The 24,500-nt window shown below is 61.8% G+C and carries 22 protein-coding genes and 1 pseudogene; 14 read left to right on the forward strand and 9 right to left on the reverse strand.

What is annotated here, in order from left to right; all coding sequences use genetic code 11:
• Positions 1 to 142: 142 nt before the first annotated feature.
• Positions 143 to 915, reverse strand: a protein-coding gene (locus M1R55_RS21125) for an IS5 family transposase (protein WP_249394938.1) whose coding sequence is annotated in 2 segments (ribosomal slippage) — positions 143 to 579 and positions 579 to 915 — 774 coding nt in all. Because the reading frame shifts where the segments join, the coding sequence is not laid out codon by codon here.
• A gap of 114 nt (positions 916 to 1,029) precedes the next feature.
• Here M1R55_RS21125 and M1R55_RS21130 point away from each other — a divergent pair.
• The 4 genes from M1R55_RS21130 (at position 1,030) to M1R55_RS32310 (ending at position 3,182) form a co-directional block, all read left to right on the forward strand.
• Positions 1,030 to 1,491 carry a hypothetical protein gene (locus tag M1R55_RS21130; protein WP_249394939.1) on the forward strand — a complete coding sequence of 154 codons (462 nt, stop codon included), beginning with the start codon at positions 1,030 to 1,032 and terminating at the stop codon, positions 1,489 to 1,491.
• A gap of 80 nt (positions 1,492 to 1,571) precedes the next feature.
• Complete coding sequence (locus M1R55_RS21135) at positions 1,572 to 1,742, forward strand: hypothetical protein (protein WP_249394940.1); 171 nt, start codon at positions 1,572 to 1,574, stop codon at positions 1,740 to 1,742.
• A 567-nt stretch (positions 1,743 to 2,309) separates the two neighbouring features.
• Positions 2,310 to 2,858, forward strand: coding sequence for a nucleotidyltransferase domain-containing protein (locus M1R55_RS21140; RefSeq protein WP_249394941.1), 549 nt, complete (start codon positions 2,310 to 2,312; stop codon positions 2,856 to 2,858).
• 78 nt (positions 2,859 to 2,936) lie between these two features.
• Positions 2,937 to 3,182 (forward strand): transposase, encoded by a 246-nt coding sequence (locus M1R55_RS32310; RefSeq protein WP_371827271.1) that lies wholly within the window; start codon positions 2,937 to 2,939, stop codon positions 3,180 to 3,182.
• 615 nt (positions 3,183 to 3,797) lie between these two features.
• On the opposite strand, the gene M1R55_RS21145 is transcribed toward M1R55_RS32310, so the two are convergent.
• The gene (locus M1R55_RS21145; protein WP_249394942.1) at positions 3,798 to 4,670 is read right to left on the reverse strand and encodes an alpha/beta fold hydrolase; all 873 of its coding nucleotides are present in this window, start codon (positions 4,668 to 4,670) and stop codon (positions 3,798 to 3,800) included.
• Between the two features lie 1,033 nt (positions 4,671 to 5,703).
• Here M1R55_RS21145 and M1R55_RS21150 point away from each other — a divergent pair.
• Positions 5,704 to 5,934 (forward strand): annotated as a pseudogene (locus tag M1R55_RS21150) (EAL domain-containing protein); the annotation flags it as partial.
• A gap of 256 nt (positions 5,935 to 6,190) precedes the next feature.
• Here the strand turns inward: M1R55_RS21150 and M1R55_RS21155 are convergent.
• The 5 genes from M1R55_RS21155 to M1R55_RS21175 form a co-directional block, all read right to left on the reverse strand.
• Positions 6,191 to 8,809 (reverse strand): EAL domain-containing protein, encoded by a 2,619-nt coding sequence (locus M1R55_RS21155; RefSeq protein ID WP_249394943.1) that lies wholly within the window; start codon positions 8,807 to 8,809, stop codon positions 6,191 to 6,193.
• A gap of 1 nt (position 8,810) precedes the next feature.
• On the reverse strand, positions 8,811 to 10,079 hold the full coding sequence (locus M1R55_RS21160) for a S8 family serine peptidase (protein ID WP_249394944.1): 1,269 nt from the start codon (positions 10,077 to 10,079) through the stop codon (positions 8,811 to 8,813).
• 405 nt (positions 10,080 to 10,484) lie between these two features.
• Entirely contained in the window at positions 10,485 to 10,754 is a 270-nt protein-coding gene (locus M1R55_RS21165) for a hypothetical protein (protein ID WP_249394945.1), read from the reverse strand.
• A 500-nt stretch (positions 10,755 to 11,254) separates the two neighbouring features.
• Positions 11,255 to 11,764 (reverse strand): DinB family protein, encoded by a 510-nt coding sequence (locus M1R55_RS21170; RefSeq protein ID WP_249394946.1) that lies wholly within the window; start codon positions 11,762 to 11,764, stop codon positions 11,255 to 11,257.
• Between the two features lie 69 nt (positions 11,765 to 11,833).
• The gene (locus M1R55_RS21175; protein ID WP_249394947.1) at positions 11,834 to 12,313 is read right to left on the reverse strand and encodes a DinB family protein; all 480 of its coding nucleotides are present in this window, start codon (positions 12,311 to 12,313) and stop codon (positions 11,834 to 11,836) included.
• Between the two features lie 110 nt (positions 12,314 to 12,423).
• Here M1R55_RS21175 and M1R55_RS21180 point away from each other — a divergent pair, with 110 nt between their 5' ends.
• From M1R55_RS21180 to M1R55_RS21220, 9 genes are all read left to right on the forward strand, one after another.
• Positions 12,424 to 13,386, forward strand: a complete 963-nt coding sequence (locus M1R55_RS21180) for a YafY family protein (RefSeq protein ID WP_249394948.1) — start codon at positions 12,424 to 12,426, stop codon at positions 13,384 to 13,386.
• A gap of 661 nt (positions 13,387 to 14,047) precedes the next feature.
• Positions 14,048 to 14,413 (forward strand): hypothetical protein, encoded by a 366-nt coding sequence (locus M1R55_RS21185; RefSeq protein ID WP_249394949.1) that lies wholly within the window; start codon positions 14,048 to 14,050, stop codon positions 14,411 to 14,413.
• Between the two features lie 78 nt (positions 14,414 to 14,491).
• Positions 14,492 to 14,833, forward strand: a complete 342-nt coding sequence (locus M1R55_RS21190) for a hypothetical protein (protein WP_249394950.1) — start codon at positions 14,492 to 14,494, stop codon at positions 14,831 to 14,833.
• Positions 14,834 to 15,009: 176 nt separating this feature from the next.
• Positions 15,010 to 16,245 (forward strand): 3-dehydroquinate synthase, encoded by a 1,236-nt coding sequence (locus M1R55_RS21195; protein ID WP_249394951.1) that lies wholly within the window; start codon positions 15,010 to 15,012, stop codon positions 16,243 to 16,245.
• Positions 16,215 to 16,553 carry a hypothetical protein gene (locus tag M1R55_RS21200; RefSeq protein WP_249394952.1) on the forward strand — a complete coding sequence of 113 codons (339 nt, stop codon included), beginning with the start codon at positions 16,215 to 16,217 and terminating at the stop codon, positions 16,551 to 16,553. Before M1R55_RS21195 ends, M1R55_RS21200 begins: the two co-directional genes overlap by 31 nt.
• On the forward strand, positions 16,550 to 17,380 hold the full coding sequence (locus M1R55_RS21205; protein WP_249394953.1) for a TatD family hydrolase: 831 nt from the start codon (positions 16,550 to 16,552) through the stop codon (positions 17,378 to 17,380). Before M1R55_RS21200 ends, M1R55_RS21205 begins: the two co-directional genes overlap by 4 nt.
• Positions 17,381 to 17,382: 2 nt before the next feature.
• Positions 17,383 to 18,594 carry a metabolite traffic protein EboE gene (eboE, locus tag M1R55_RS21210; protein WP_249394954.1) on the forward strand — a complete coding sequence of 404 codons (1,212 nt, stop codon included), beginning with the start codon at positions 17,383 to 17,385 and terminating at the stop codon, positions 18,592 to 18,594.
• Positions 18,584 to 19,477, forward strand: a complete 894-nt coding sequence (locus tag M1R55_RS21215; protein ID WP_249394955.1) for a UbiA family prenyltransferase — start codon at positions 18,584 to 18,586, stop codon at positions 19,475 to 19,477. The genes eboE and M1R55_RS21215 overlap by 11 nt, the downstream gene beginning before the upstream one ends.
• Before the next feature lie 3 nt (positions 19,478 to 19,480).
• Entirely contained in the window at positions 19,481 to 20,905 is a 1,425-nt protein-coding gene (locus M1R55_RS21220) for an alkaline phosphatase family protein (protein ID WP_249394956.1), read from the forward strand.
• A gap of 247 nt (positions 20,906 to 21,152) precedes the next feature.
• Here M1R55_RS21220 and M1R55_RS21225 read toward each other — a convergent pair whose 3' ends face one another.
• The gene (locus M1R55_RS21225; protein WP_249394957.1) at positions 21,153 to 22,553 is read right to left on the reverse strand and encodes a TldD/PmbA family protein; all 1,401 of its coding nucleotides are present in this window, start codon (positions 22,551 to 22,553) and stop codon (positions 21,153 to 21,155) included.
• Positions 22,553 to 23,941: a TldD/PmbA family protein gene (locus M1R55_RS21230; protein ID WP_249394958.1), complete on the reverse strand. Its 1,389-nt coding sequence runs from the start codon at positions 23,939 to 23,941 to the stop codon at positions 22,553 to 22,555. The genes M1R55_RS21225 and M1R55_RS21230 overlap by 1 nt, the downstream gene beginning before the upstream one ends.
• Between the last annotated feature and the right edge of the window lie 559 nt (positions 23,942 to 24,500).

Raw genomic sequence — 24,500 nt, forward strand, 5'->3', positions numbered from 1 at the left:
GTACATCGGCTGTCATCCCGAGGTACAGGCTCAAGCGTGGGCGGCTCGACAAGAACTTATAGTCGAAGGCGGTGACATCAAGGAAGATGAAGCAAGCTACTGGTTGGACGTGGACTCCGTGGAGCCGTGTCATCAGTAGAGATCATCCGGAAATTCGGCGCAGCAGGATGAGGATGCAGGCCAGCTGGACGAAGCTGGGGAAGTTCTGGGCTTTGCGCTCGTCGCGAGTTCGGACACGGCGGAACGATGGCAACCAAGCGATGGTTCGCTCAACTTTCCAGCGCCGCTTATAGCGGCGCAGCGGTCGTCCATCTTGCGTTTTGTGTTTCCGGTTCTTGCGATTCGGCGCAATCATCTCCATTTTCAGCGTGGCCAGTTCTGCATCCAGAGGGTCGCTGTCGTACGCCTTGTCTCCAATCAAGTGCGCTGGGAAGTCCAGGCCGAAGGACGCCTCTAAGGTGTCGTGAACCAGCGTCACTTCAGCGGGGCTGGCTGACACGGTGTGGACAGCGAGCGGTCTGCCGCTCGCGTCCACCATCAGCATGATTTTGGTGCCTTTGCCCTTCTTGGTGGGACCGACATCCGAGCCCCCTTTTTTGCGGCACTGAACGTGCCGTCAATGAAGGCTTCCCGGAGATCCAGCAATTCCTGTTCCTCCAGCAGCGCGTAGAGCTGCCCCAAAACATGCGGAAACACAGCGTGCTCATTCCACTCTTGAAAACGCTCGAAACAGGTGGACTTGGGCGGATAGTCCGGCCGCGGGAGTCGCTCCCACTGCGCACCAGTACGCAGCACCCACAGGATGCCTTCAAGCAGCTCTTTGTCACCCCGCCGCGGACGTCCGCGGCGGGTCTGCTTCTGAGGGGGAGGAAGGAGGGGGGCGAGGATGGCCCATTGCTCGTCCGTCAACCGCATTCATTCAGGATGCCAGTCGTCCTGGCCCCGCTACCGTAACCAATTTCCGGATGATCTCTAGGAGTGACGAACTCTCCTTCTGGTAAAAAAGCAGAACAAATGTAACTATGGGATATGAAAAAACTGTTGGTCTGTTTGTTGCTGGTGAGTTCTCCCGCTCTTGCAGGCAACTCTGGGCCTGACAATCTGAGGAACATCAATCTATGTTTTGGCCCTGATTCTGTGCAGATTGCCCCAGTGCTAAAGACAGCAGCTCCAGGCCTGAATGCCGCTATCTACGAAAAAATAAATACGAAATTACGCGCTCACCGAATTCCCTTCTTAGCTTGTCAGGGAACGTCAACAGAGCTCTATATTCAAATGGACAGTTTTGAAGCGTTCTCCGGAAACCATGTCTACATGATTGCTCTTGAAATTACTGCCTACGACATTCTGCCTCAAGTGGTTGTCACGTGGTCAGCAGGTCATTTGGGTTCAAGCGGTCAACGAGGGAAGAAGCTGACAACTGATTTCACAACTATTGTTTCTGGACTGCTAGATCAATTTGCAGCCGATTACGCGACAGCGAATCCCTAAACGGCAATAAAACCCCGCCCTGTTCAGAGCGGGGCGCCGCAGCTGGTGGGGAGATCTACTCCCGCCGAAGCGTAAGCAAAGTGTATCGGAGCTGGACGCCGCTGGAGTCCCAGACAGGTGAGGCGTTGTCAGGAACCTATTACAAGATCAGGCGCACGCTGGGCCATGACCCCACCGCCCAAGCCGCCACCACCGCCGCCCCGACCCCCGCCTACAGTCATTTACCCGAGCCCGTCAACTTAAGCGAATGACAAGCCCTTACCTGCGCTGATGCGTGGGCAAGGGCTTTTTTGCGTATTACCCTCCGCGCACATCGCTATTCTTTTCGAATGAACGATGTCTCCTGTCCTTGTAGCCGAGTCTGGCGGTTTCGTGCCTCCCCTCGCGGTCTAATCGTGTATCAGAAAAAAGGCGAGAGTTGGTCGCCATGGCCGTCTAATCCGTGGTCATCGACCATTGAAAAATTCTGCTGTCAGTGCGGCAAAAATCTTCGTTTGGAGACTTTGAGCTGACCAAGAGGCAACCGCCAACCCCTTATTGGTACTCCGTTGACTTCTGGGAAGAAAGTGCCCTACACGTGGTTCTGGGGTATTCAGATGGGGGCTGTGCTTGCGTGCTGGACATCTTTTTGTACAAGAGTCAACGGAGTACCATTATTGAGGACGGCAAAAGTAGGAGTTGGCTTCAGAGGTGGGCCGGATGCCGGGGTTAGCCCCATACTTTGAGGATCAAGCGAACAGGTGAATGGGGACAGAATGACGCCAGCCGGACTCCAGCGTTCTGATCGCCCATCGCCGTGATGACGAGAAGGAGCCCCCGTGAACCAAGCCCACCTGAACCTGATGAGCCAAGTGGTTTTTGCTGCAGCCCGCCTGGATCTGCCTGTCTGGATTGGTGGCGGATGGGCGATCGACGCTCGCTTAGGACGAATCACTCGCGAGCATGACGACATTGATCTGACGTTTCCTGTTGAACGTCGGGGTGAGTTTGAAACGCTCATCGTCGACCTCCAGGGACGGATCACGGCAGAACTGGACTACGGCTTTCTCGCTGAGGCGCAGGGTGTCCTGCTGGACTGCGAACCTGCTCACTGGAACGGCGTTTCATACGAAATAGACGATGCACCTCCGGGCTCTTGCCCGGAGCAGATTGAAGGGCATCTTGAGGGCCTCGCGCTGAGGTGTAACAGCTGGGAAGCCCTCATGTGGGATTACTTCTTCTACGCTGACGAGGTGCCCAGACTACAGTGGCCCGCAAAGCATACGCACTCGTATGCGTTGGCTCGCTCAGCGTTAGGCGAGGAAGCCATGCACCGCCTACGCGCCGCGTTCAAGCTCCGGCACTGCGGAATGGGGCGACTGATGTGATCAGCGAACCTTAGGTTCGCTGTAAAATGCCGCAGATGGGCGCACTCCAAGCATTTGCATCCTGTAGCCGAGAACATCTTGGATCGTGATGTTCGTGCGTCCGAACCAAACCAGAAATGGGTCACGGACCTCACCTCTTTGCCGTGTCCTGACGGCTGGCTGCGCCTGGCGACAGTCATGGATCTCTATTCGCGGAGCATTGTGGGGTGGGCGATGCATGATCGTCTGGAAACTCTCCTGGTCGTGGAGGCTCTGCAGATGGCCCTGAATCAACGTCAACCAAGAGCAGGGCTGGTGCACCACTCGGACAGGAGCAGCCAGTAGGCCAGTGCGGGGTACCGGCAGGTCTTGCAGCGCTTAGAGGCTGTGCAGCGCATGAGCAGGAAAGGAGAGTGCTGGGACAACAGCGTACAGGAAAGCTTTTCCGCGACACTGAAGACGAAACTGGAATGGAGTGAGGCGCGGTTTCTTCGTGCCCAGACGAGACCAGAGGTGTTTGAAGTGAAGTGTTTGATAACCGCCAACGCTGTCACTCATTCCTGGGCTATCGGTCGCCTTTGAGGAGCAAGCCCCCCCATCCAGAAGGAACCTTCCACCGAAGTGTTGCAATTTCACTTGTAGACCGAATGCTGGTCTAGAAGTGTGGTTGCCTGACTGTCTAAGAACGGGGAAAGGTTAGAGGCTGCGGCCCAGACCGAGTCTCGACTCGAAGTCGTCCAAACATTGGGGCCAGCCCAGTACCAAACTGTCAACCCTGGACGCATCCAGACTGGCGCAAAGCTCAACCTCGCCTTTTCCACCCCCGGTCTCGTCTATGAAGAGGGCCGCACCGTTCAGGGCATCGGGGACGAATTGATCCCAACAGACTCAAGGCAACACGGCCGATTGGGGCTCTTCCTTCTCGCCTCAGGCGCTGCAGTGCATGGCCCAGCAGACCGTTCAGGACGAGAAAAAATCGATGATGAACTTGTTGACCCGGAGTGGATCGTCGCGCATGATCCAGTGGCTCGCCTGTGCAAAGCGCACCACCCGCAGATCGGGCACCCAGCGTTCCAGTCCGTCGGCCATTTCCGGCAGCAGTGCTGCGTCCAGGTTCCCCCACAGCACCAGGGTGGGTACCCTCACCTGAAGTGACTCGTCACGCACTTCCTCCCGCTTTTGGAACGGCTTTAATGCGCGGTAGTAGTTGATCATCGCCGTCGCTGCGCCCGGCTGATTCCACGCCTGACGGTAGAGGTTGCGGTTGTTCTCGGTATAGGCGTCAGGATTGACGCCACGCAGCACCTTCTCCGCGAAGCGGAGAAGGACGCGCTCAGGCAACCAGGGCAACTGGAAGAAGAAGATGTACCATGACCGCTTCCATTGGGCCGGCTTCCGAAAGGCTCGGCGACTCGCGCCTGGATGAGGTGCATTCAGAATAACGAGTTTCTGGACGATCTCCGGCTGTCGGATCGCCAGTGCCCAGGCGATAATGCCGCCCCAGTCATGACCGACCACATGCGCCCGTTCGTATCCGAGCGCCCGGATCAGGTTGGAGACGTCTTGCTGTAAAGTTTGAAGGCGGTACGCTTCGACGCCCAGGGGCTTTTCGCTGAGATTGTAGCCGCGCAGATCGGGCGCGATGACCCGGAAGCCGGCATCTGCCAGTGGCCCGATCTGGCGCTCCCAGGCCCGCCAGAATTCAGGAAAGCCGTGAAGGAGGACAACAAGGGAACCCTGTGCTGGTCCCGCGGCCACGTAGTGAAGCCGCACGCCACCTGCGGCGATCTGGTGGTGGGTGACCGTGGCATCTTCCTGGGATGGTGTGTTCATCTCGTCTCCTATGCACGTGCATGAAAGGCGTGTTCCTGATGCAGAGTGTGAAGGGAGGGCCCTGTGAGGTCTGATCCATTTCTGGCGGTCTTCCCCTGAAAAAGACCTGGATATTGCGGCGCTCGCGCGCTTTCGCTGCCAGCAGAGCCCACTTCCCTTCTGGGTGCTCACTGACCGCACACTGATTGGGTGAGAACCGGCTCGTCTCTCCCTTCCGGAATAGAGGTGCGTCTCACCCGCAGACAGTGTACGCATTGAGGGTCGTTGTGACCGGCTAAAAAGTAGGCTCCAGACCTTGCAGCTTGGGGCTACCTGAGGTGAGCTGTGCTGGGAAGCAGCTGCGAGAGCCGCAGGCTTCCTCATGATTTTCCATCCTGAGCGACGGTAGATGGGATTTCCGGCGGTGCCAACCAGACGTGGAGTGCGCTCCAGACCCGAGCACAGGCATCCTTATCCTTGACGCCCAAACGGTGCGCTGTGCCCCTCAAGTGGGAAGTTAAGAGCCAAGGACACCGACGGCTGCAAGCGGCGCGTCTAGGTGGGTTCTTTGGGCCTGTGCCCTGGTCTGATCAGCTGACCCGCAATGGGAACCAGACGCGGCCGGTACCTCGGTGATTATCACCGGTTGCGCCGTCTTGACTCCCCCCTCTAACGACGCTCCGACAAGACCCCCTTGCTCACAGGCGGACAAATCCGTGAGGGCGTGAAAATTCAAGCGCTGCACACGTTCATCCCCTCCATCTGCCACAACTGCCGGGGCCCGAGAGACTTCTGTCAGACGGCAAAGCGCTGGATCTCCTTGACAACCGAGTCACTGTCCCAACCCGATGGGCTTCAGCCATGCACTGGAGTGCAAGTCTTTCAGGTGGTGGGGTTGGCCGCGCCCCTGCCCTGCACGGCCACCCGTTGATGGTCTCGACCAGTGTAGGTGGCCCGCGCCCAGGGCAGGGAGGCCCGCGCTGCTCAAGCATGCTGATCTGGCCATATACGCGGCCAGAGCTGAACGGGCGGGCGTGCGGTTCTACGCGCCGCCGTCCAAATCGGCGGACTTGAGGTGCACGATCAGCCGATCGTGGCGTTGCAGTCCGGGGAGGTGGTGGGACCCGAGGCCTCGTCGCGCGGGGTTCATCCGGTATGGGATCAGGTGTCGCCCCTCAAATGGATGGCGCTGGCCGAAGAGGGCGACCTGATGACGCAGCTGGACGCCGGCGTGGTGCACGCCCGGCGGGCCGGCGCGCACCACGTCATTACGGTTCAGCTCTGAGCAAGGTTTTTGTTTGGGGCCGCCCAGGCCCGGCCCGAGCGGGTTCGCGCCGCCCACTGAAGAAACGAACCCGTGCGGGCCCGGCAAACCGCTGCTGGGCTGACCGCCGGCAGGCCGACGCCTCCCGCCAGGTCCGCGCCGTGGAAGAGGGGGCTGGCTACTCCTGGCACACGATCCTGTCTGCCTCTAAAGGGACGCCCGGTGACCACTCCTGCCGCAACAGGGGAGACCTCGCTTTTGCGCTTTTTGCCGGGGGTCAGTCGGGAGACGTCCAGCCCACCGGCGTCCAGTCGGCGCTGGGGCGGGCGTAGTGGTAACCCTGCAAGAGGTTGACGCCGAGGTGGCGCAGCACGGCGCCCTCATCGGCGTGTTCGACGCCTTCAGCCACCACATCCAGGTCGAGCGCCTGACTGAGGCCCACCACCGAGCGGATGATGGCCTGCGCCTTGAGGTTGCCCCCGCGCTCCAGGGCCGCCACAAAGGAGCGGTCAAGCTTGATGCCGGACACCGCTAGCGTGCGCAGAATGCTCAGGCTGGAATAGCCGGTGCCGAAGTCGTCGAGCATCACCCGCACGCCCAGGGTGTTCAGGGCCGTTAGCAGGTGGGTGACCCGCTCCGGTGACTGAATCAGCATGCTCTCCGTAATTTCGAGTTCCAAGCGCTCTGGAGGCAAACCGCTCAGTGCGAGGGCCTGCAGCACGTCGGCCATCAGGTCACCTTCTTGAAATTGCCGTGCCGAGAGGTTGACCGCCACCCGCACACCGTTCCAGGTGGCGGCCCGCTTGCAGGCTTCTTTGAGCACCCAGGCGCCGAGCGCGATGATGCCGCCGCTGCGCTCCAGGGCAGGAATAAATTCGGCCGGACTCTTGCGCCCCAGCGTGGCGCTGTTCCAGCGCACGAGGGCTTCCGCGCACACCGGGAGGCGCGAGTGGGCGTCGATCAGCGGTTGAAAGTGCAGTTCAAACTCGCCCAATTCCAGCGCCCTGGACAGGGCCGCGTCGAGCGCGACGGCTTGGACACGCAGTTGGTCTCCGCCGCTGTAGACCCGCAGGCGCCGGCCGTCTCTGCGGGCGTCGTCCAGCGCTATATGGGCGGCACGGTGCAGGTCTTCAGCCTCTAAACCGTGCTCAGGATGATGAGCCAAGCCCGCGCTGGCCGAAACGTAGAGGTCTTGTCCCATCACCGAGAAATTGCGCTGCAAACCGCGCAGCAAAGCGTCGGCCTGCGCTTCCCGGTCTTTCGGGGTCTGACCGAACAGCACCATCAAAAATTCGTTGCTGCCAGCGCGGGCGAGAATGTCGTGTGGCTTGAGGCTCTCTTTGAAGCGGCTGGCCACCTCGCGCAGCACCTGGTCGCCGCCGGCTGAACCCAGCGCGTCGTTGAACTGCTTGAAGCGGTCGAGGTCGACCACCAACAGGCTCAGGTCGCCGTCGTACGGCCCGCCCGTGCTTAGGGCGTTGGTCAACAGGGCGTGCAGCATCACCCGGTTGGGCAGGCCCGTCAGGTCGTCGGACAACTTGCCGTTCTCCAACGCAGTCAGGGCTTCGGTGCGGGCGGCGTCAGCCGTGCGGCGCAGGTCACGTTCATACTGAATTTCGCGCCGAGTGGAGTGGAGTTCGGCTTCGCGGGTCAGGTCACGGGCCTGTTGACTGAGCGCCACGTCCCGCAGCGTGTTGCTCAGCGCCGCCGCCTGCTTGAGATGCCTGATGGCCCGGCGAGGATCGTCCCCCTCATACAGGCGGGCCAGTAGATTGTGAATGGTGAGGGCCTGGGCGGGCCGCACCGCCTGTTCGCTGAGCGTCAGGGCGCGGTGCAAGAGGGGTGCGGCCCGCTGGGGGGCGGGGGAGCCGAGGTACTGCTCTGCAGTCACCTGCAGCAGCTCCAGTTGGGTGTCGATGTCGCTGCTGTGCTCACTGAGCGCGGCGGCGTCTGCAAAGGCGCGATCCGCCGCCTCCGGATGGCCTGTCTCCGCATAGAGCAGGCCCAAGCTCTGCAGGGCGGCAGTGAGAACTTGGGTGTTGCTCAGGGCACGGGCGACGTGAAGCGCATCGCCGAGCAGCACCCCCGCCTCTATAAACTTGCCGCATTGCCGGGCCATTTCGCCGCTGTTCAGGGTCATCAAGCATTCTGCGGCCTGGTTGCCGGCGCGGGCCGCCACGTCTTTGGCCCGCATAAATTGTTCATAGGCCTCCTCATACTGGTGGGTGGTTTCATGCACCAAGCCCAAGCCGGAAGACACGTGCAGGGCGGATTCGAGCGGCTCTGCGCAGCGCGGCAACAGCAATTGGGCCTGGGTCAGTGCCTCGACCGCTTCGGGGAGCCGCGCCTGCGCGTTAAAAATCAGCGCGGTGTTGCACAGCGCCCGGATCTCGCCGTCCACGTCGCCAAGCTGCTGGCGCAGCAGGAGCGCCTGGGCGATCAGGCCCAGCGCCTCCTCACTGTTCCCAGTGCGGTGGCGAACTTGGGCCAGAAATGATGTGGCGGCGGCCTGATGTGCAGTGAGCTGCGCAGTCGCCGCTTCGCCCAAGGCCACCCGGAAATGACGTTCGGCCTCGTGCAGCCGCCCAGTGCGGGTGTCGGCTTGGCCGAGCAGCAGCGCGTGACGGACACGCTGCTCGGCGGTCTGAGGTGAGCAGGCGTCAAGCTGCACCTGAAGCCGATCCAGCGCACCGACTTGCAGCAGGATGTCGGCGGCCATCAGCCGCAGTTCCGGCCGGCACGTCGGGTCGGGCCAGTGCTCTTCGATCAGCGCGGCCAAGCGCTCGAGGGCCTGTTCGGGGTGTGCCGTGCTCAACGTCCGCAGCTCGCTCTGGGCAGCGGCATGCAGGCAACCCCGTTCGTCTCCGCTGGCGGGAACTGGAACAGGCCTGGTCACGCTAGCGGGTCAAGGCATCGAGATCGATGCGCCCCACCCCCAGTTTTCCAGTGTAGTTGGCATTGCCGCTCACACCGCCCATATTTTGCGCGGTGCCTTTGAGGCGCTCCGCGCTGTCGGCTGCCGAGCGGGCCAACCCGTGGGTCATCGCCAGCGCGACGCTGCCAGCCACCAAGGGGGTGCTCATCGAGGTACCGCTCCAGGCCGCGGCCTGATTCTGGGGCGCCGGGCCGACCAAGCCCTCGCCGGGGGCCAGCAGGGTCAGGGGGCCGTACTGCGAGAACGCACTCTTGCTTCCGGCGTGATTGACGCTGCCCACCGCGAGATTGTTCGAGGTCAGCCCAAATTCGGCGGCAGGGTAATCCAGCCCCTCATGGCCCCCGTTGCCCGCGCTGGCCACCACCACCGCGCCCAGCGAGTTGGCGTAGGCAATGGCCTGCGTGACTGCTTCGACTGCCTCTCCTGCGCCCAGCGAGAGGTTGATAATGTTTGCGCCGTGGTCGGCGGCCCAGACGATGGCCTGCGTCAGGTCATCGACGTCGCCCCCACCCTGCTCGTCGAGCACCCGCAGCGGCATGACCCGTGCGCCGGGCGCCACGGTCAAGCTCAGGCCCGCCACTTCAGAGCCGTGCCCGACCGCGCCGGTGCCCATCTGGCCCTGATCCTGCGGCAGAGCGTCGTTGTCCACGAAGTCTTTCCAGGTGTTGGCGGGACTGAGGCGTCCGGCAAAGGCCGGATGGTTGAGATCCACTCCAGTGTCGATCACGGCAAGGGTCACGCCCGCGCCGGGTGTGCGGTTCTGCGCCGTGATGCGGGCCTGCGCGGCATCCAGTCCAATGGAGGTGTACTCCGCATAGTTGGCCGTATTTGCCGCAGACGCGCCGCTGCCACTGCCCCACAGTCCGACTGTCCCGCTGCCCCACAGGCCGACGGTTCCACTGCCCCACAACCCCACCGTACCGCTGCTGCTGAAGTTGGGCACCCGGAAGACGTCTGTATTGCGCTCCACCGTGACGTCCGGGGCGCGTTCAAGCGCCGCGCTCCTCAGGGGTCTACCGGTGACCCGCAGCAAGGCAAAGCGGGGAGTACGGATCACCAGTGCTCCGCCGTAACGCGCAGACAGTTGAGCGTCACTGAGAGCGGGGTCAGGAGTCCCTACCGTCATGACGTACTCGCCGGAGGCCGCAGGCGCCTGCGGCGCCGTTGGGGCAGCGCAACCGGCCAAAAGTAGAGCGGTAAATAGGGGAAAAGCAGAGCGGGTGAGGCGCATCAGACACTCCTTGAGGACAGTGAGAAGTTGAACGGGGGATGAAAATCCCCATCAAAGGAAGGAGGCGTGCATCCCTGCTGTTCGGAGAAGACACCGTGGAGTCGCTTTATCGTAGCCTGTGACAGGGTGAAGGAGCGTGAAGTGTGCTGCTCATCCTCGACTCAACTGACGAATATCCCTCGGCAGGGCCTGAGCACAGCCTCATGCATGGGGGGGGTTCCCCCCCCATGCATGAGGCTGTGAACCACGGCCTCATTCTGTCAGCTTGTTCCAATCTGCCTCAAGTTGGGCGAGGCAGGTTTGGAGCGTTCGCCGAAACTGTGACTGCAGCCGACGGGTTTCCTGACGGCGTTGCAGTTCTTGACGGACTGCACGCTACTGCTCCACCCTCGTCGGCTGAAGGTCTTACGGACAAATCATGCTCTTGCCGGTCGCAGCGGCGGCCAGGCGCACCTGTCCACGAATAACCAGACTCGGTGAAGCTGATTTCTGGCCGCTGATACAGCATTTATACCGCTTGGCCGAGCCAAAATACTGCTCCAGTGCATTGTCGGTTTGGGGCAACCCTGGAACACGGTAGCAGTGGAAGAGCCAGACCTGCTGAGCCGTCAACACCTTGATGAAGTGCGCCGGCGCAGTCGAGACCTTAGGCAGACTCTGCTGCTGACGTTCCACGTGGAAGAACAGGCGTTGAAACCGCTGCTAGACGATGTGCGACACCACACGAGTTCGAGCGCCAAGTTTGGCTGGCCTGATCAGGCGTCCGCAAGACCGACTCAAGCCCACCTTCACCATCATGCCCGAACGAGCGTTTCCGCCTTGACCAGAAGAAAACATCAGAAGCAAGCGTCCAGACGTGGTCAGCCGCCGCGGGAGGGGTGGCCTGAAGCTCAGGCCACCCCTCCGCCCCCCATACCCAGCCCCGAATTAAGGCAATACAACCCCCTCGACTCCTCTTTGTCGACCACAACTTGCTAGAACCCATGACGGGATTCAACTCGAGCGGAGCGAGTAGGAAAAAGTACGGACTGAAGGGAGACGGACGAACAGGCGGGGCTTTCCCACCAGTCCGGGAATCAAACGGAATTCGTGTCCGTCGATTCTTTGCCGCTCGATTGTCGGCAGAGCTTTTGCAGTCCGCCCTTGATCAGGCTACGACGTAATGCCAGTGGGAATTACTCGCGCCAGATGGCCCAATGATTGTCTAGGGCGTCCATCTGTTCAGGCGTATGGCCCCCCAAACGCAGGAGTGCCATGATCTGCCCCCGGTGGTGGCTGTCATGCACCACCGTATGCATCAGGAAATGCACCGGATTCGACTGGTAGGTGCTCTCATTCCACGGATCCGCGAAAGGCTGGTTCTTTTCCAGAGCGCCCTGCACGGCCCTGAGCGCCGCCTCGTCACTGAGGGCGAAGGCTTCCCCGAGGTCGGCAGGGTCTTGACCTTCCCAGCGCCACACGAACGTATCGTCTACCACTCGGAACAGCGGCTCGGCGTGCGCCGGAGAGATGTTTGAGAGCCAATCGGCGCGGAATCCAGCCATATGGGCCAGGTGCTTGCCTACCGTCCAGCCGCCGCGCTCATCGCTGAGGCCAAAATCCGTGGGGGTCAGGGCGGTCAGGAGGACTGCGTTCACGCGGGCGTTGCGGCGAAAAGTTTCCAGTGGCAGGGTCAGATCGGGCATACATTCATTCTCCGGATGTGGGGCAGTTCTGGGCGGGTGGCGGGCCAGGCGAAGATCGCCCGCAGGCACTCAGCGCTCGTAGAAAGCGGGCGGCTCGGTGCCCAGGGCCCGCAGATACACATAGGCCTGAGCGCGGTGATGAATCTCGTTGTCAATGGCATAGATGGCCGCGACCCAGCCAGTCATTTCTCCCCAGGGAAGCTGATGGAGGCGCATAAAGAACGCCAAATCAGCAGTCGGAGCCTCGGCAGCGATGCGCCCACTCAGGGCGTCCCAGGTACTCAGCAATTCAGATTTGCTGCGGGGGCCAGCAGTCCAGTCTGGTTCGCTCCAGTCGCTCCCGGTCAGGCCGCCGAGCGTCATCTCGCTGACCATGTGAATCTCGGTAGCCATCACGCCGAAGGGACGCATGGGCGGGGCCGCAGTGAAGGTGAACAGCTGGTCTTCCGGAAAGGCCTCGATCACGCGGCGGGTGAGGGCGCGGTGGCCCTGCCAGTGGCTTACGAAGTCTTCCAGAGACAGGATGGACGGGCGGGTGGTGGTCGTCATGTTTGAGCCTCCTGAGATGAACAGCCTGGGGCTGAATCTGTCCTCAGCGTAATGCCAATTCCCGTCAGAACGTGTCGCTTTTCACGGTCTGTTCGAATTAGACTCAGGCCATGTACGATCCGTCGATGCGCGTGCTGACTGTGCTGGAACTGCTTCAGTCCCGCGAGGAAGTCAGCGGCGCGGAGTTGGCCCGCCGCCTGGAAGTCAGTCCCCGCACTGTGCAGCGCTATGTGGCCCGGCTGCAGGACCTGGGAATTCCTGTCGAGGGTCGCCGGGGCGTGGGGGGAGCGTACCGCCTGAAACCCGGATTCCGCCTGCCACCCCTGATGTTTACGCCCGAGGAAGCGCTGGCCGCCGCACTGGGCCTGAGAACGCTCCGGCACCTGGGGCTGCACGCGCTGGCCCCCGCCGCCGAGGCCGCCAGCGCCAAACTGGCCCGCACGCTGCCAGCTGCCCTTAAAGATGACGTGCAGGCGCTAGAAGACAGTGTCCAACTGGACGCCTCGCCCTGGGTCGTCACCACCGACGCGCGGCTGTTGGCGACATTGCTGCAAGCGGTGCATACGACCTGCCGTGTGGCGTTTATGTACGCCGCTCCCGCCACCCCGCCGATTCTCCGCCAGGCCGACGTGTACCGCGTCGTCCACCTGGATGGGCGCTGGTACGCGGTAGGCCACTGTCATCTGCGTGCCGCGCTCCGCTCCTTTCGACTTGACCGCATGAGTGATCTGAGCGTCCTGAGGGATCCGTTCACGCCCCCACCCGGTTTTGACGCTGCCGCCTACCTCCGCTCCACCCTACACGCCGCACCGACCGCCTTCGAAGTCAGTGTGTGGCTAGACTGCCCTCTGGAAGACCTGCGGGGCCGAGTGGCCGTCTGGGGCACTGACCTGACCGCAGAAGGCGCCGGCACACGCCTGCGCGCCCAGCGCGAGAATCTGGGCAGTTTCGCGGCATTCTTGTTGGGTGTGGGCTGCGCCTTTCGGGTCGAGAGTCCCCCAGAACTGCACGCAGAGTTCCGGGCACTGGCCGAAAGATGTGCGGCGCAACTGCAGGCCTACCGACAAGCGTAAGCCGGGGCGAGCGCGTGTCGACGCGGTTCTGGCAAGTCGTTGTCGGTAAAGAGGAGGAGAGGGGCACCTGCTGCCCACCTGTCAGGGCGCAGGCCCCAGCGGTCACCATCCAGCAGTACGCTTCGGACACACGCATCTGCTTGACGTTCTGGAGGATGCGGGCGAAAGGCAGCTTGAGCGGGTCGCCCACCCAGCCCCGTGCGGCCTGATCGGCGGCGCTGCGCTGGAAGGGAGGGTAGACCGCCGAAGTGCCTCGCTGCCGGATCGAGGCGGCTTCAGGCAACAGGGTCGAACTGACTCAGGAAGTGCGCCGCGTGCGGGTGGATTTTGCTGCCTTTGGTGACCGCTCGCTAGCTTACGCTACAGATATTCAGCCGGAAAATTGAGAGATTCGGGGCCTCATCGCCGTGGACGCCGTGCGGTTTGCCCAAGCCCTTCAGCACGCCATGGCCACCCACACCTCGCGCAAGCTCGGGGCAGTGCTGGGGGACGAGTCGTATCTGCTGGCGCCGATTGAATGGCACGTCACCCACAGCCAGGGCGATTCGTGGTCGTAGGCCTGTACCGCTCACCACCTCACCCGAAAGTTCGCCGCCAGATGGGCAAACGGTGTACAGAGCCCTGGGTGTTTTTCAGAACGGAGAGCACTACCGTAGCCCGCATGTACCGCATCCACCGCACGGACTTCCCCAAAGGCCAAACCGTTGAGTTGCCCCGCTACCGGATCGACGTCTTCAACGACCACTCCGTGGAGTTGAGTCCAGACCAATCTTTCCTCGAGGTGGATTTGGCGGCGTTCGATTCCCGTTCTCTGATCGCTGCTATGGGAGTGCAGCGTGAGGGGCGAGAGGTTCGGGGCTTGATCGCTGTGAATGCGGTGCCCTTTGCGAACGCCCGCCGACAAGCTTTGGCGCAGGGGCAGGAGTTTGGTGCTGTTTTAGAAGACGTCTGGTATGTGTTGGCTCCCATAAACTTGTACTTCACCCCCCGCGCAGGTGAAGACGTGGTCGTGGGTCTGTACCGCTAGACGAGTGCTGCCGCACCCTGCCAACGGAAGAGGTCGGTGTGCGTTCGTCTCGCAGAGGAACGCGCGAGCGTAGGCCGCATGCTGTCCACCATCCGCACCACGTTCCCCAAGGGTCTGAAAGTCAACGTGCCCTGCTACCACATGGATCACTTCAACGGCAAGAACTTGGAACTGACGCCTGAAGGACAGCAGCTTGAGGTTGATTTTGCTCGCTTCAATGCACTTTCCATCGCCAACGCGACCGCCATCTACCGCAACGGCTGGGAGATTCGGGGCTTGATCTCCGTGGAGTCTTGGCCGTTCGCCCACGCCCTCCACGCAGCCTCGATGGACGGCAACACCCACCGCTTCGGAAGCGTCTTTAACGACGTGTGGTATCAGGCAGCTCCGATCGACCCACGATTCACCCTGAGTGCGTGACTCCACCCAGAATGCACTGGGTTGAGGGTTACTTTAATCAATAAATAATGATTCGCAGTTCTGGGCTGGGGTTACGAAGCTGTAACGGGACAAGCCCTAGGGTGGCCAAGTCTTTGCGGCGGGCCCGGTTGAGTTGGGCTCCCCCGTTCTGTTTTTTGTGCTGTCTAGGAGGTTCTATGGCCCGTACGCTTGAGCAGTCGTTTCAGGTGCGCTTTCACTATGCTGTTGAGTTCACTTCACACCTTTTCGACACGTCCAATGCCGTCTTCGCAACAACGGTCGGCCAACAACGTTCGGCCTGCAAAGTTCTGGTGGTGATGGACGATGGACTGGTCGCTCACCATCCAGAGCTTCCGCTCGCTGTTACCGAGTACTGTCAGGTTCACCGCCTCAACCTGGTGGCCCCCGTCATGATTCTTCCGGGGGGCGAGGCCGTGAAACAAGATCCGGTTAACGTCACTCTGGTGCAGGACGCGATCAATATGTACGGCATCGACCGGCACTCTTTTGTGGTCGTGGTCGGTGGGGGGGCGCTGATCGATCTGGTCGGCTACGCTGCGGCGACCGCCCACCGGGGCGTACGTCTGATCCGGGTTCCAACCACCGTGCTGTCTCAAAACGACAGCGCCGTCGGCGTGAAGAACAGCGTCAACGCTTACGGGAAGAAAAACTGGCTGGGAACGTTTGCGCCGCCTTTTGCCGTCCTGAACGATCTTCATCTGATCGAAACCCTGGAGAACCGCGACTGGCTGGGCGGTCTTTCGGAGGCGGTCAAGGTCGCCCTGCTCAAAGACGAAGAGTTCTTCGCCTTCCTGGAAGCCCATGCTGACGCGCTGCGTACCCGCAACCTCCAGTCGATGGAACATGCCATTTACCGCTGCGCGCAGCTCCATCTCGACCACATTGCCACCAGTGGCGACGCCTTCGAACAGGGTTCGTCCCGGCCGTTGGATTTTGGTCACTGGGCCGCCCACAAGCTGGAGGCCCTGACAGGCTATACGTTGCGGCACGGTGAGGCAGTGGCCATGGGAATCGCGCTCGACAGCACCTACGCCCACCTGCAGGGATGGTTGCCCGAGAACGACTGGCAGCGAATTCTCACTCTCTTTGAGCGGCTGGGCTTGGCTGCATTCCATCCGCTGATGCTGCAGTCGCTTGACGATGCCAGCGATCCCCACAGTCTGCTGCACGGCCTGCAGGAATTCCGTGAACACCTGGGAGGGCAGCTGACCATCATGTTGCTTGACAGCATCGGAAGAGGGCGGGAAGTCCATGAGATGGATCTCGATCTGGTGGCCCGCAGCGTGCAGATCCTGGCCACCCGTTCGCCCTACTCCAGCTCAGGCCCGAACCCATCCGCTCAATCTCCGGAGGAACCCGCATGGACGACTACCGCAATACCTGCCCCCTAAGTCAGACGCAGCTTCTTGATGACTCTTTTATGGATCACCGTGCCCAGCTCCTGGCACTGGCCGCCTTCCTAGACCGTTTCGAGCGCTCTGCCCTGCGAAACGCTGAGACTGATTTCCGAATGGAGGCCTTTAAAGAAGCGCTTCAGCTCTTGGTGGAGCCTGGGCCTGAGCGGGCCCGCCGCGTGCAGCTGGTCATGAGTGACCACAACTCGGCGCTGCTGGACGTTCGGGATGGCCAAAGCGCTTACGGCGCCTCGGTTCACCCGGCTCAGATGAGTCCTCACGACGACCAGGGGGCGGCCCAGTGAAGTACATCGATTTGCACGCCCACATGATTTCTCGAACCACCGACGATTATCACCGGATGGCGCTGACAGGCTGTGTGGCGGTGACCGAACCTGCCTTCTGGTCTGGCCGTGACCGTCTTGGGCCGCTGGCCTTTGCCGATTATTTCGATCATCTCACGTCCTTTGAGCCAGCCCGGGCCGAGCAGTACGGTATCGCGCACTACACTTGGCTGTGCCTCAATCCTAAAGAAGGAGAAGACCGGGAACTGGCCCGGCAGGTTCTGGCCCTGATTCCTGACTTTCTGGATCGCCCGAATGTGCTGGGGATCGGCGAGATTGGACTCAACCGCGTGACCCGCAATGAGATGGCCACGTTCCTTGACCACGTCGAACTGGCCCTTGAGCATCACCAGTTGATTCACATCCACACGCCGCACCTGGAAGACAAGTACAAGGGAACCAAAGCGATTGTCGAGGCGCTGGCACGAGATCCACGCATTGACCCAGCCCGCGTGATGGTCGATCATGCCGAAGAGCACACCGCACCCATGATCCTGGAGCACGGCTTCTGGACGGGATTTACGCTCTACCCCCGAACCAAAGCCTCGCCGGCCCGGGCACTCGACATGATCGAAATGTACGGTGCTGAGCGCCTGTGCGTCGCCTCTGCTTGCGACTGGGGTGAAAGCGACCCCCTTGCCATTCCTGAATTCATCTTGCAGGCCCGCCGCCGTGGACACGGTGAGCGGCTCATCGAGCAGATGGTGTACGGCAATCCTACCCTGTTCCTCAGCCAATCGCCCAAATTCAAGCTGCTCCAGTCCGGCGTGACTGTGTCTACGGACTAAAGATGGTCATTCCGGGACGAACCCTGCAGCTGACGTATTGCACCAACATTCATCCTTCCAACACCCTGCGTGAGGTGATGGAGAATCTGGATCGGTACGCTGTGCCGTTGCGGGCCCAACTTTCGCCTCAGCAGCCTTTCGGAATTGGGCTCCGGCTGTCAGGGAACGAGAGCCGCGAACTTGCTGAGCCCCACCGACTGCGCGCCTTCCGAGAGTTTCTGGATCAACGTGGGCTGTACGTGTTCACCATGAACGGCTTTCCGTATGGCCCTTTCCACCACCAGGCAGTGAAGGCGCAGGTGCATGCCCCAGACTGGCTCGATCCAGAACGGGTGGCCTACACCCTTCGGCTGATCGACATCCTGAGCGCCTTGTTACCGGAAGGTCTGGACGGCGGCATCTCCACCAGCCCACTGACCTACCGGGCCTGGGTCAATGAACAAGATGCCGGCCTCTGGACACAGCTGACCCTCCATGTCACCGAGGTGGTGGCCGCGCTCGTTCGCCTGCGAGAACGAACTGGGCAGCTTATTCACCTTGATATCGAGCCGGAGCCAGACGGACTCCTGGAGCGAAGTGAGCAACTTGCCGCCTTCTTTACGGATCACCTGATGACGGCGGGCGCCTCACACCTGGCCGCTGAACTCGGCCTGACGCTGGCACAGGCAAAAGCTGCCTTTCAGGATCATCTTCAGGTGTGCTTTGACACCTGTCACCTCGCCGTCGCCTATGAGTCGCCGCGCACTGCCCTGGAATGTTACCAGCGGGCGGGGATGCGGATCGGGAAGGTGCAGCTCAGTTCAGCTCTTCGGCTGATGCTGCCCTCCTCGCCCCAGGAGCGGCGGCACGCGCTTGCCCTGCTGCGCCCTTTTGTCGACTCGACCTACCTTCATCAAGTCATTGCCCGGGGCGTCGACGGCCAACTCCAGCAGTTTCCGGATCTCCCAGAGGCGCTTTCCGCTCTAGAAGACCCCACCTTCACCGAAGCCCGGATTCATTTTCACGTTCCCGTGTTCCTGGATGAGTTTGCACAGTCCACGCTCGGTTCGACTCAGGCTGAAATCATCGAGACCCTTCAAGTGCTGCGGGAGCAGTCCTTTACCACTCACCTTGAGATCGAAACCTACACCTGGGACGTCTTGCCACCCGCTTTGAAACGGCCTCTTCTGGACATGGTTGAACGGGAATTTCGCTGGGTGCAAGATGTCCTCTGACGCTGTTGGCACGCCGGTGGTGATCCGGCGCCTGCGCGGCCACCTGCAACTGGCACGCATTTCGAACAGCCCTACTGTGGCGTCCAATGTCTTGGCCGGAGCCGCGCTGGGAGGATCATTGACTCTCGGTGGCGCGACAGGGTTTGTGGTGCTGGCCATGGTGCTGCTCTACACCGCTGGGATGTACCTCAACGACATCCTTGATTACACCCTTGATGTTCGGGAGCGCCCTGGACGGCCCTTGCCCTCTGGAGTGGTTCCACGCGCCGAGGCCGCGGTCGTCACGACGCTGCTGTTCGCGGCAGGCCTGGGCCTGTTGGCCACCGTGTCCAGCGCTGCCCTGCTGGGAGGAACAGCACTGGCGATCTTAATCGTGGTCTATGATCTGTGGCACAAAACCAACCCCATCAGTCCATTGCTGATGGCTGGAACCCGGATGTTGGTGTATCTGATCGCCAGCTGGGCGTTTGCACCTGCCGTGGGAAATGCGCTGCTGGTCTGGACGGTGTTGCTGGGGGCTTACATCGTGGGCCTCACGTATATCGCAAAAACCGAGCGCCAAACCCACCTTGCACGGTACTGGCCCGTGGCCCTGTTGGCGCTGCCGGCGATCTATTTTGCCTTGACGCTGAGCGCCGCACCGAGCCTGCCTGGATACGGTTTGCTGGCAGGCTTCCTGCTGTGGGTGGCCTACAGTCTCACCTCGCTCTACAACCCCAGACACCGAAATGTGGGCCGAACCGTCGGCAATCTGATCGCTGGCGTGTCTTTACTGGACGCCCTGGTGCTGTTTCATCAGCGCGCTCCATATGAACTGCTCCTCCTCGCACTCAGCGCGTTCGTCCTGACTCTGTTCTGGCAGCGCTTTATCAAAGGAACTTGACCCATGGCGGACACCACGCACACCCCCACCCTCCACCGCACAGTCGTCCTGAATGTCGTGGGCTTGAGCCCTGATTTGATTGGGCCGAACACGCCGCATCTGAAGCGGTTCGCCGATAAGGGGAAGTTGGTTCCCGTCGAAGCCCTTCTCCCTGCCGTCACGTGTAGCGTCCAAGCCACCTACCTGACGGGAACCTGGCCGTCTCAGCACGGCGTGGTTGGTAACGGGTGGTATTTCCGCGACGAGTGTGAAGTCAAATTCTGGCGGCAATCGAACCGGCTGGTTCAACAACCTAAGCTGTGGGAAGAGGCCCGTACGTTGGATCCTGACTTTACCTGTGCGAACTTATTTTGGTGGTACAACATGTATTCCAGCGTGGATTACGCGGTGACGCCCAGGCCGATGTATCCGGCCGATGGACTAAAGTTGCCCGACATCTACACCCAGCCCGCCACATGGCGGGCAACCCTAAACGCTGATCTGGGGGAGTTTCCGCTCTTCGAGTACTGGGGGCCGAACGCTTCTATTCGTTCGAGTCAGTGGATTTCCAAAAGCGCCCGCTGGACGGAAGAGCACCACGCGCCCACCCTGTCTCTGGTGTACCTGCCCCACCTGGATTACGGCTTGCAAAAATACGGACCGGACGCGCCGGAGATGGCAGCTGAATTGCAAGCGATCGATGCCGTGGTCGGGGAACTGATTGACTTTTACGAAGCGCGGGACGTCCGGGTCGTCGTGCTGTCCGAATACGGCATCGATCGAGCTTGGCGGCCGGTGCACATCAACCGGACGCTGCGTGCCGCTGGCCTCATTGCCGTGCGCGAAGAACGCGGCCTGGAACTTCTGGATGCAGGAATGAGCGCCGCGTTTGCCGTGGCAGACCATCAAGTCGCTCACGTGTATATCAGTGATCCGGGGCGGATCGCACAGGTCAAAGCACTCCTGGAAGCCCTGCCGGGGGTGGCGGAAGTGTTGGATACCGCTGGAAAGCAACGACACCACTTGGATCACGACCGCAGCGGAGAGTTGGTGGTCATCGCGGAACCGGGCGCCTGGTTTACCTACTATTACTGGCTGGATGATGCCAAAGCGCCGGACTTCGCGCGCACTGTCGATATCCACCGCAAGCCCGGGTACGATCCTGCAGAGCTGTTTATGGATCCGCATTCCCCAGCCAAGCTCAAGGCTGTACGTGCACTGGCCAAGAAGAAGCTCGGGTTCCGTTATCTCATGGACGTCATCGGTCTGGATCCCACTGTGGTTCGTGGCTCGCATGGTCGAGCCGACTCTTCGCCTGCACGTGGGCCGCTGTTGATGGTGGGCCATGCCGAACTGCTGCCTGAAGTCAGGCTCCAACCTACGGAGGTTTACGCCGTTTTACTGCGGCATTTGACGCAGCTGAGTCCGGCCGCGCGCCCTTCGAGCTGAGTCCACTCTGCCCAGTGGGGATGGCCGACGGCCCGGTGACGCCGTATAGAACCGCCCAAGGTGCTGGCAAGTTGTTGCTGGCCAGGGGTAACCGAGGAGCAACGGTAGCAGGTGACCTTAACTTCAAGCCACCTGCTGCACGGCGGCCTTCCAACGACGCAAGGCGATACTCAGACGAGATCGCCGGTCATTTGCAAGGGTGGTCGAGCGGGTAGAGCCGTGAAGATGGGTGATTCTGTCGTGGAGGTCAAGAACCCCCAGTGCCCGTTTGACCTGCACGCTGTGCGGGGTCAGCCGATCCCCCGACCGAGAGGCCGTCGATGAGGACGCTCGGCGCGCCGGCCGCATAGGCCGAGAAGGTCAGGTCGTCGGCCACGGCCTGCACACCTGAGAGCACCTCCACCAGATTGCCCGCGACCGTGAAGACTTCCAGCGGATACGCCACCACGCCGTTCTCGATCCAAAATCCCTCGGCCTGAAGGCTGAAATCACCCGTGATCAGGTTGGCTCCGGCGTGTGCCCCCTTGACATCGGTCAGCAGCAGGCCCCGGCCCAGCCGGGCCAGCAGATCGGCGCGGCTGCCCTGTCCAGCAAGCATATAGAGGTTGCTGGGCGCCACCGACAGCACGCCTTGATAAGACCACCGGCTGGCATGCCCCGTGCTGTGAACGCCGTCCTGCGCGGCCGTTTGGCTGTTGTGCAAGAAGCTCTGGAGGACGCCGCCCCGAATCAGGGTCAGCGGCGCACTCGGACAGCCTTCCGCATCAAAGGGGCGCGAGTCCATGCCGGTGGGCAGCGTGGCATCGTCGATCAGCGTGACCAGCGAACTGCCAATCGACTGGCCCAAGCGTCCGGCCAGCGTGCTTTTGCCCTCCTGCACCTGCCGGGCACTGAACGCCCCCGCATAGACCGCGAGCAGAAGCGCCATGCACTCCGCGTCAATCACAACGGGAAACTGCCCCGTCGGTGCCGGTCGCGCGCCCAGCAGGGCCAGCGCCTTGCGGGTGGCCTCCAGCGCCGTCTGACCGGGATCAAGTTGGGTAAATTCGCGGGTGAATTGAAAGGCGCTCTTCATCTGGCTCTGCCCGTCCTCGGTCACCAGGGGCGCGGCGTACACAAAGGCTCCCAACGTCTGATAGCTGCGCTCGAGGCCCCCAGTGTGCTCCACGCTGATCTGGCCCTCGCTGTCATTGTAGGCACTGTAGGGAACGCTTTGAACGCGGGGATCGGCGTCCCGCGCGGCTTGGTCAAGGCCCAGCGCCAGGCCCACTTTCTGTTCCACCGTGACCCCGCTCAGGCCCTCACCGTGCAGGTCAAGGGTAGGCGGCGTACCCCAAGCGTGCAGCGCGGCATGCGGGACGGGCGCACTCAGGCCCGCGTTTTCAAGGGCGTTGTCCAGGGCCCGGTCAAGGGCAGGCGGGGCCAGATTCTCGGTAAATGAGGCACCCCAGGCGCCGTTCACCAGCGCCCGCAGGCCCAGTCCTTGGCGGCTGGACAGCTTGAAGTCGCTGACGGCTCCGCCGAAGGCCTGAATGGTGGTGGCCGTGCTGCGCTCGGCATAGACTTCCAGCGCCACGCCGCGTTTCCGGGCCTGCGCCATCAGGTACGCCCGCGCCGATTCTAAGGTCAGGTGCTCTGGCCGGTTCATCATCGCCCTCCCACCGTCAACTCTGAAATAAGGAGATGCGGCTGCCCCACATCGGTGGGAATACTGCCGGAAATACTGCCGCACATCCCCTGCCCACAGGCCAAGTCGCCCGCGACCCCGGTGATGTTCAGCAGGTCTTGTGCGCCGTTCCCCACCAACGCTGCCCCGCGCACCGGCTCCATGATCTGTCCGTTGCGGATCAGGTAGCCCTCGTTGACCGTGAAGTTGTAGTCGCCCGTGCCGGGGGTCACGCTGCCGCCGCCCATCGTGCGGGCATACAGCCCGAATTCGACCTGTGAAATCAGGTGTTCCGGCGTATCCTCTCCGGCCAAAATGAAGGTATTGCGCATTCGGCTGGCCGGGGCGAAGGTGTAATTCTGACGGCGGCCACTGCCCGTGCGGCGGTACCCGGTTTGCCGTTCGCCCACCCGGTCGACCATAAACGAGGTCAGCACGCCCCGGTCGATCAGGAGGGTGCGCTCACTGGGCGTAGCCTCGTCATCGGTATGAAGACTGCCCCAGGCCCCCGGTACGGTGCCGTCGTCGACGGCGGACACACACGTCCCCGCGATCTTTTGGCCCAGCTTGTCAGCGAAGACGCTGGCATTTTTGGCAACAGCGGTCGTTTCTAGAATATGGCCGCAGGCTTCGTGGAAAATGACGCCGCCAAACCCGTTGCCGATGACCACCGGCATCTTTCCAGCCGGGGCATATCCGGCGTGCAGCATGGCGTTGGCGAGCCGGGCCGCTTCCGCGCCGGTGTGTTCTGGCAGCTCACCCTCAAAAAATTCGAGGCCTTGCGACGCGCCCGGCCCCGCATAGCCGTCGGCGCGGGCGGTGCCGTCTTCAGCAATGGCCCGCACCATCAGCCGCGAACGCACGCGCTCATCTTCAGCCCAATCGCCATCGGTGTTGGCCACTAGCACGCGCTGGCTCACGTCCAAGTAGGTCACGTCGGTGGTCTTGACATGGCCCGTTTGCGCCGCAGCGTGGGCACGCCGGGCAATGTCGAGCTTGCGCGACTTGCTGACCTGTTCGGGGTGATCCCGCACAGCCCAGAGCCGCTGGGCTTCTGGGCGGCGGAAATTCAGCCCGCCGCTGCCGTCTGCGCCGGTGACGCCCGCCGTGCCCTGCGACTTGGCCAACGCCTGTGCCACGTCAAGCAGGCTCCGGCGCGAAGTGTCGTTGGTGTAGCCGTACACGACTTTGGTTCCGTACAGCAGCCGGAGACCCGCGCCGTACAGATTGCCGCCGCCTGCCTCCTTGACCGAGCCTTGCAGCAGCGTCAGGTTGGTCTGCCACGTGTCTTCGACAAAGAGCTCGGCCCATTCCGCGCCACCTGACCGCGCCGCATGCAGCACGTCCGCCACCAGTTCAGGTTCCAACATGCTGAAGAGTAGATCAGAAATTCACAGGCCACCGTGCCGGAATTGCCGGGGGCGCAGACCAGAGGGGGAGACCTTGCCTGATCTTGACCTGCGCCTCCAGTGCTCTACTGTAGGAATAACACTGGCTGTACTGCAGGTGACCCACAACAAGACACTTCAGCACCCACTTGTGGCAGCACATCCGCCAATGGGAGAACCACACTCGCCACCGTAGGCTGGTGTACTTCAGCCTGTCCCTCTGCTTCGACAGAGGAAGGGAAGACGGAGCACGCACCCTAGTCTGAAGGGTGCACAGCGGAGAGAACAGGCCTTTAAGCCGAGGTAAAGGTGGACTCAGGGGGAGTTGGGGGATACGTCAGCCACGAGACTTTCTGCAAGTGGTATGTCAAGTTCGGCTCGCCGCTCGTTAAAGGATTGCGAGAGCGAGAAACGCCTTGGGGGTTCTCGCTGGTTTCTGGACGAGTTTTGTACGAGCAGCAACGGCATCCGGCCCTGACTGTGACGGGCGGTGGACGGGCATGGCTCCGTACAGGTGTGTTCTTCTGATGTCACCCACGCG

Origin of the sequence: Deinococcus sp. QL22 (genome assembly GCF_023370075.1) — a bacterium.
In the GTDB taxonomy this organism is placed as follows: domain Bacteria; phylum Deinococcota; class Deinococci; order Deinococcales; family Deinococcaceae; genus Deinococcus.

Coding starts and splice junctions, on each gene's coding strand:
- M1R55_RS21185 (WP_249394949.1), top strand. CDS start 14,048: ATGTACCGCATCCACCGCACGGACTTCCCCAAAGGCCAAACCGTTGAG.
- M1R55_RS21200 (WP_249394952.1), top strand. CDS start 16,215: ATGGACGACTACCGCAATACCTGCCCCCTAAGTCAGACGCAGCTTCTT.
- M1R55_RS21145 (WP_249394942.1), bottom strand. CDS start 4,670: ATGAACACACCATCCCAGGAAGATGCCACGGTCACCCACCACCAGATC.
- eboE (WP_249394954.1), top strand. CDS start 17,383: ATGGTCATTCCGGGACGAACCCTGCAGCTGACGTATTGCACCAACATT.
- M1R55_RS21160 (WP_249394944.1), bottom strand. CDS start 10,079: ATGCGCCTCACCCGCTCTGCTTTTCCCCTATTTACCGCTCTACTTTTG.
- M1R55_RS21220 (WP_249394956.1), top strand. CDS start 19,481: ATGGCGGACACCACGCACACCCCCACCCTCCACCGCACAGTCGTCCTG.
- M1R55_RS21190 (WP_249394950.1), top strand. CDS start 14,492: ATGCTGTCCACCATCCGCACCACGTTCCCCAAGGGTCTGAAAGTCAAC.
- M1R55_RS21180 (WP_249394948.1), top strand. CDS start 12,424: ATGTACGATCCGTCGATGCGCGTGCTGACTGTGCTGGAACTGCTTCAG.
- M1R55_RS21170 (WP_249394946.1), bottom strand. CDS start 11,764: ATGCCCGATCTGACCCTGCCACTGGAAACTTTTCGCCGCAACGCCCGC.
- M1R55_RS21130 (WP_249394939.1), top strand. CDS start 1,030: ATGAAAAAACTGTTGGTCTGTTTGTTGCTGGTGAGTTCTCCCGCTCTT.
- M1R55_RS21175 (WP_249394947.1), bottom strand. CDS start 12,313: ATGACGACCACCACCCGCCCGTCCATCCTGTCTCTGGAAGACTTCGTA.
- M1R55_RS21225 (WP_249394957.1), bottom strand. CDS start 22,553: ATGAACCGGCCAGAGCACCTGACCTTAGAATCGGCGCGGGCGTACCTG.
- M1R55_RS21230 (WP_249394958.1), bottom strand. CDS start 23,941: ATGTTGGAACCTGAACTGGTGGCGGACGTGCTGCATGCGGCGCGGTCA.
- M1R55_RS21215 (WP_249394955.1), top strand. CDS start 18,584: ATGTCCTCTGACGCTGTTGGCACGCCGGTGGTGATCCGGCGCCTGCGC.
- M1R55_RS21195 (WP_249394951.1), top strand. CDS start 15,010: ATGGCCCGTACGCTTGAGCAGTCGTTTCAGGTGCGCTTTCACTATGCT.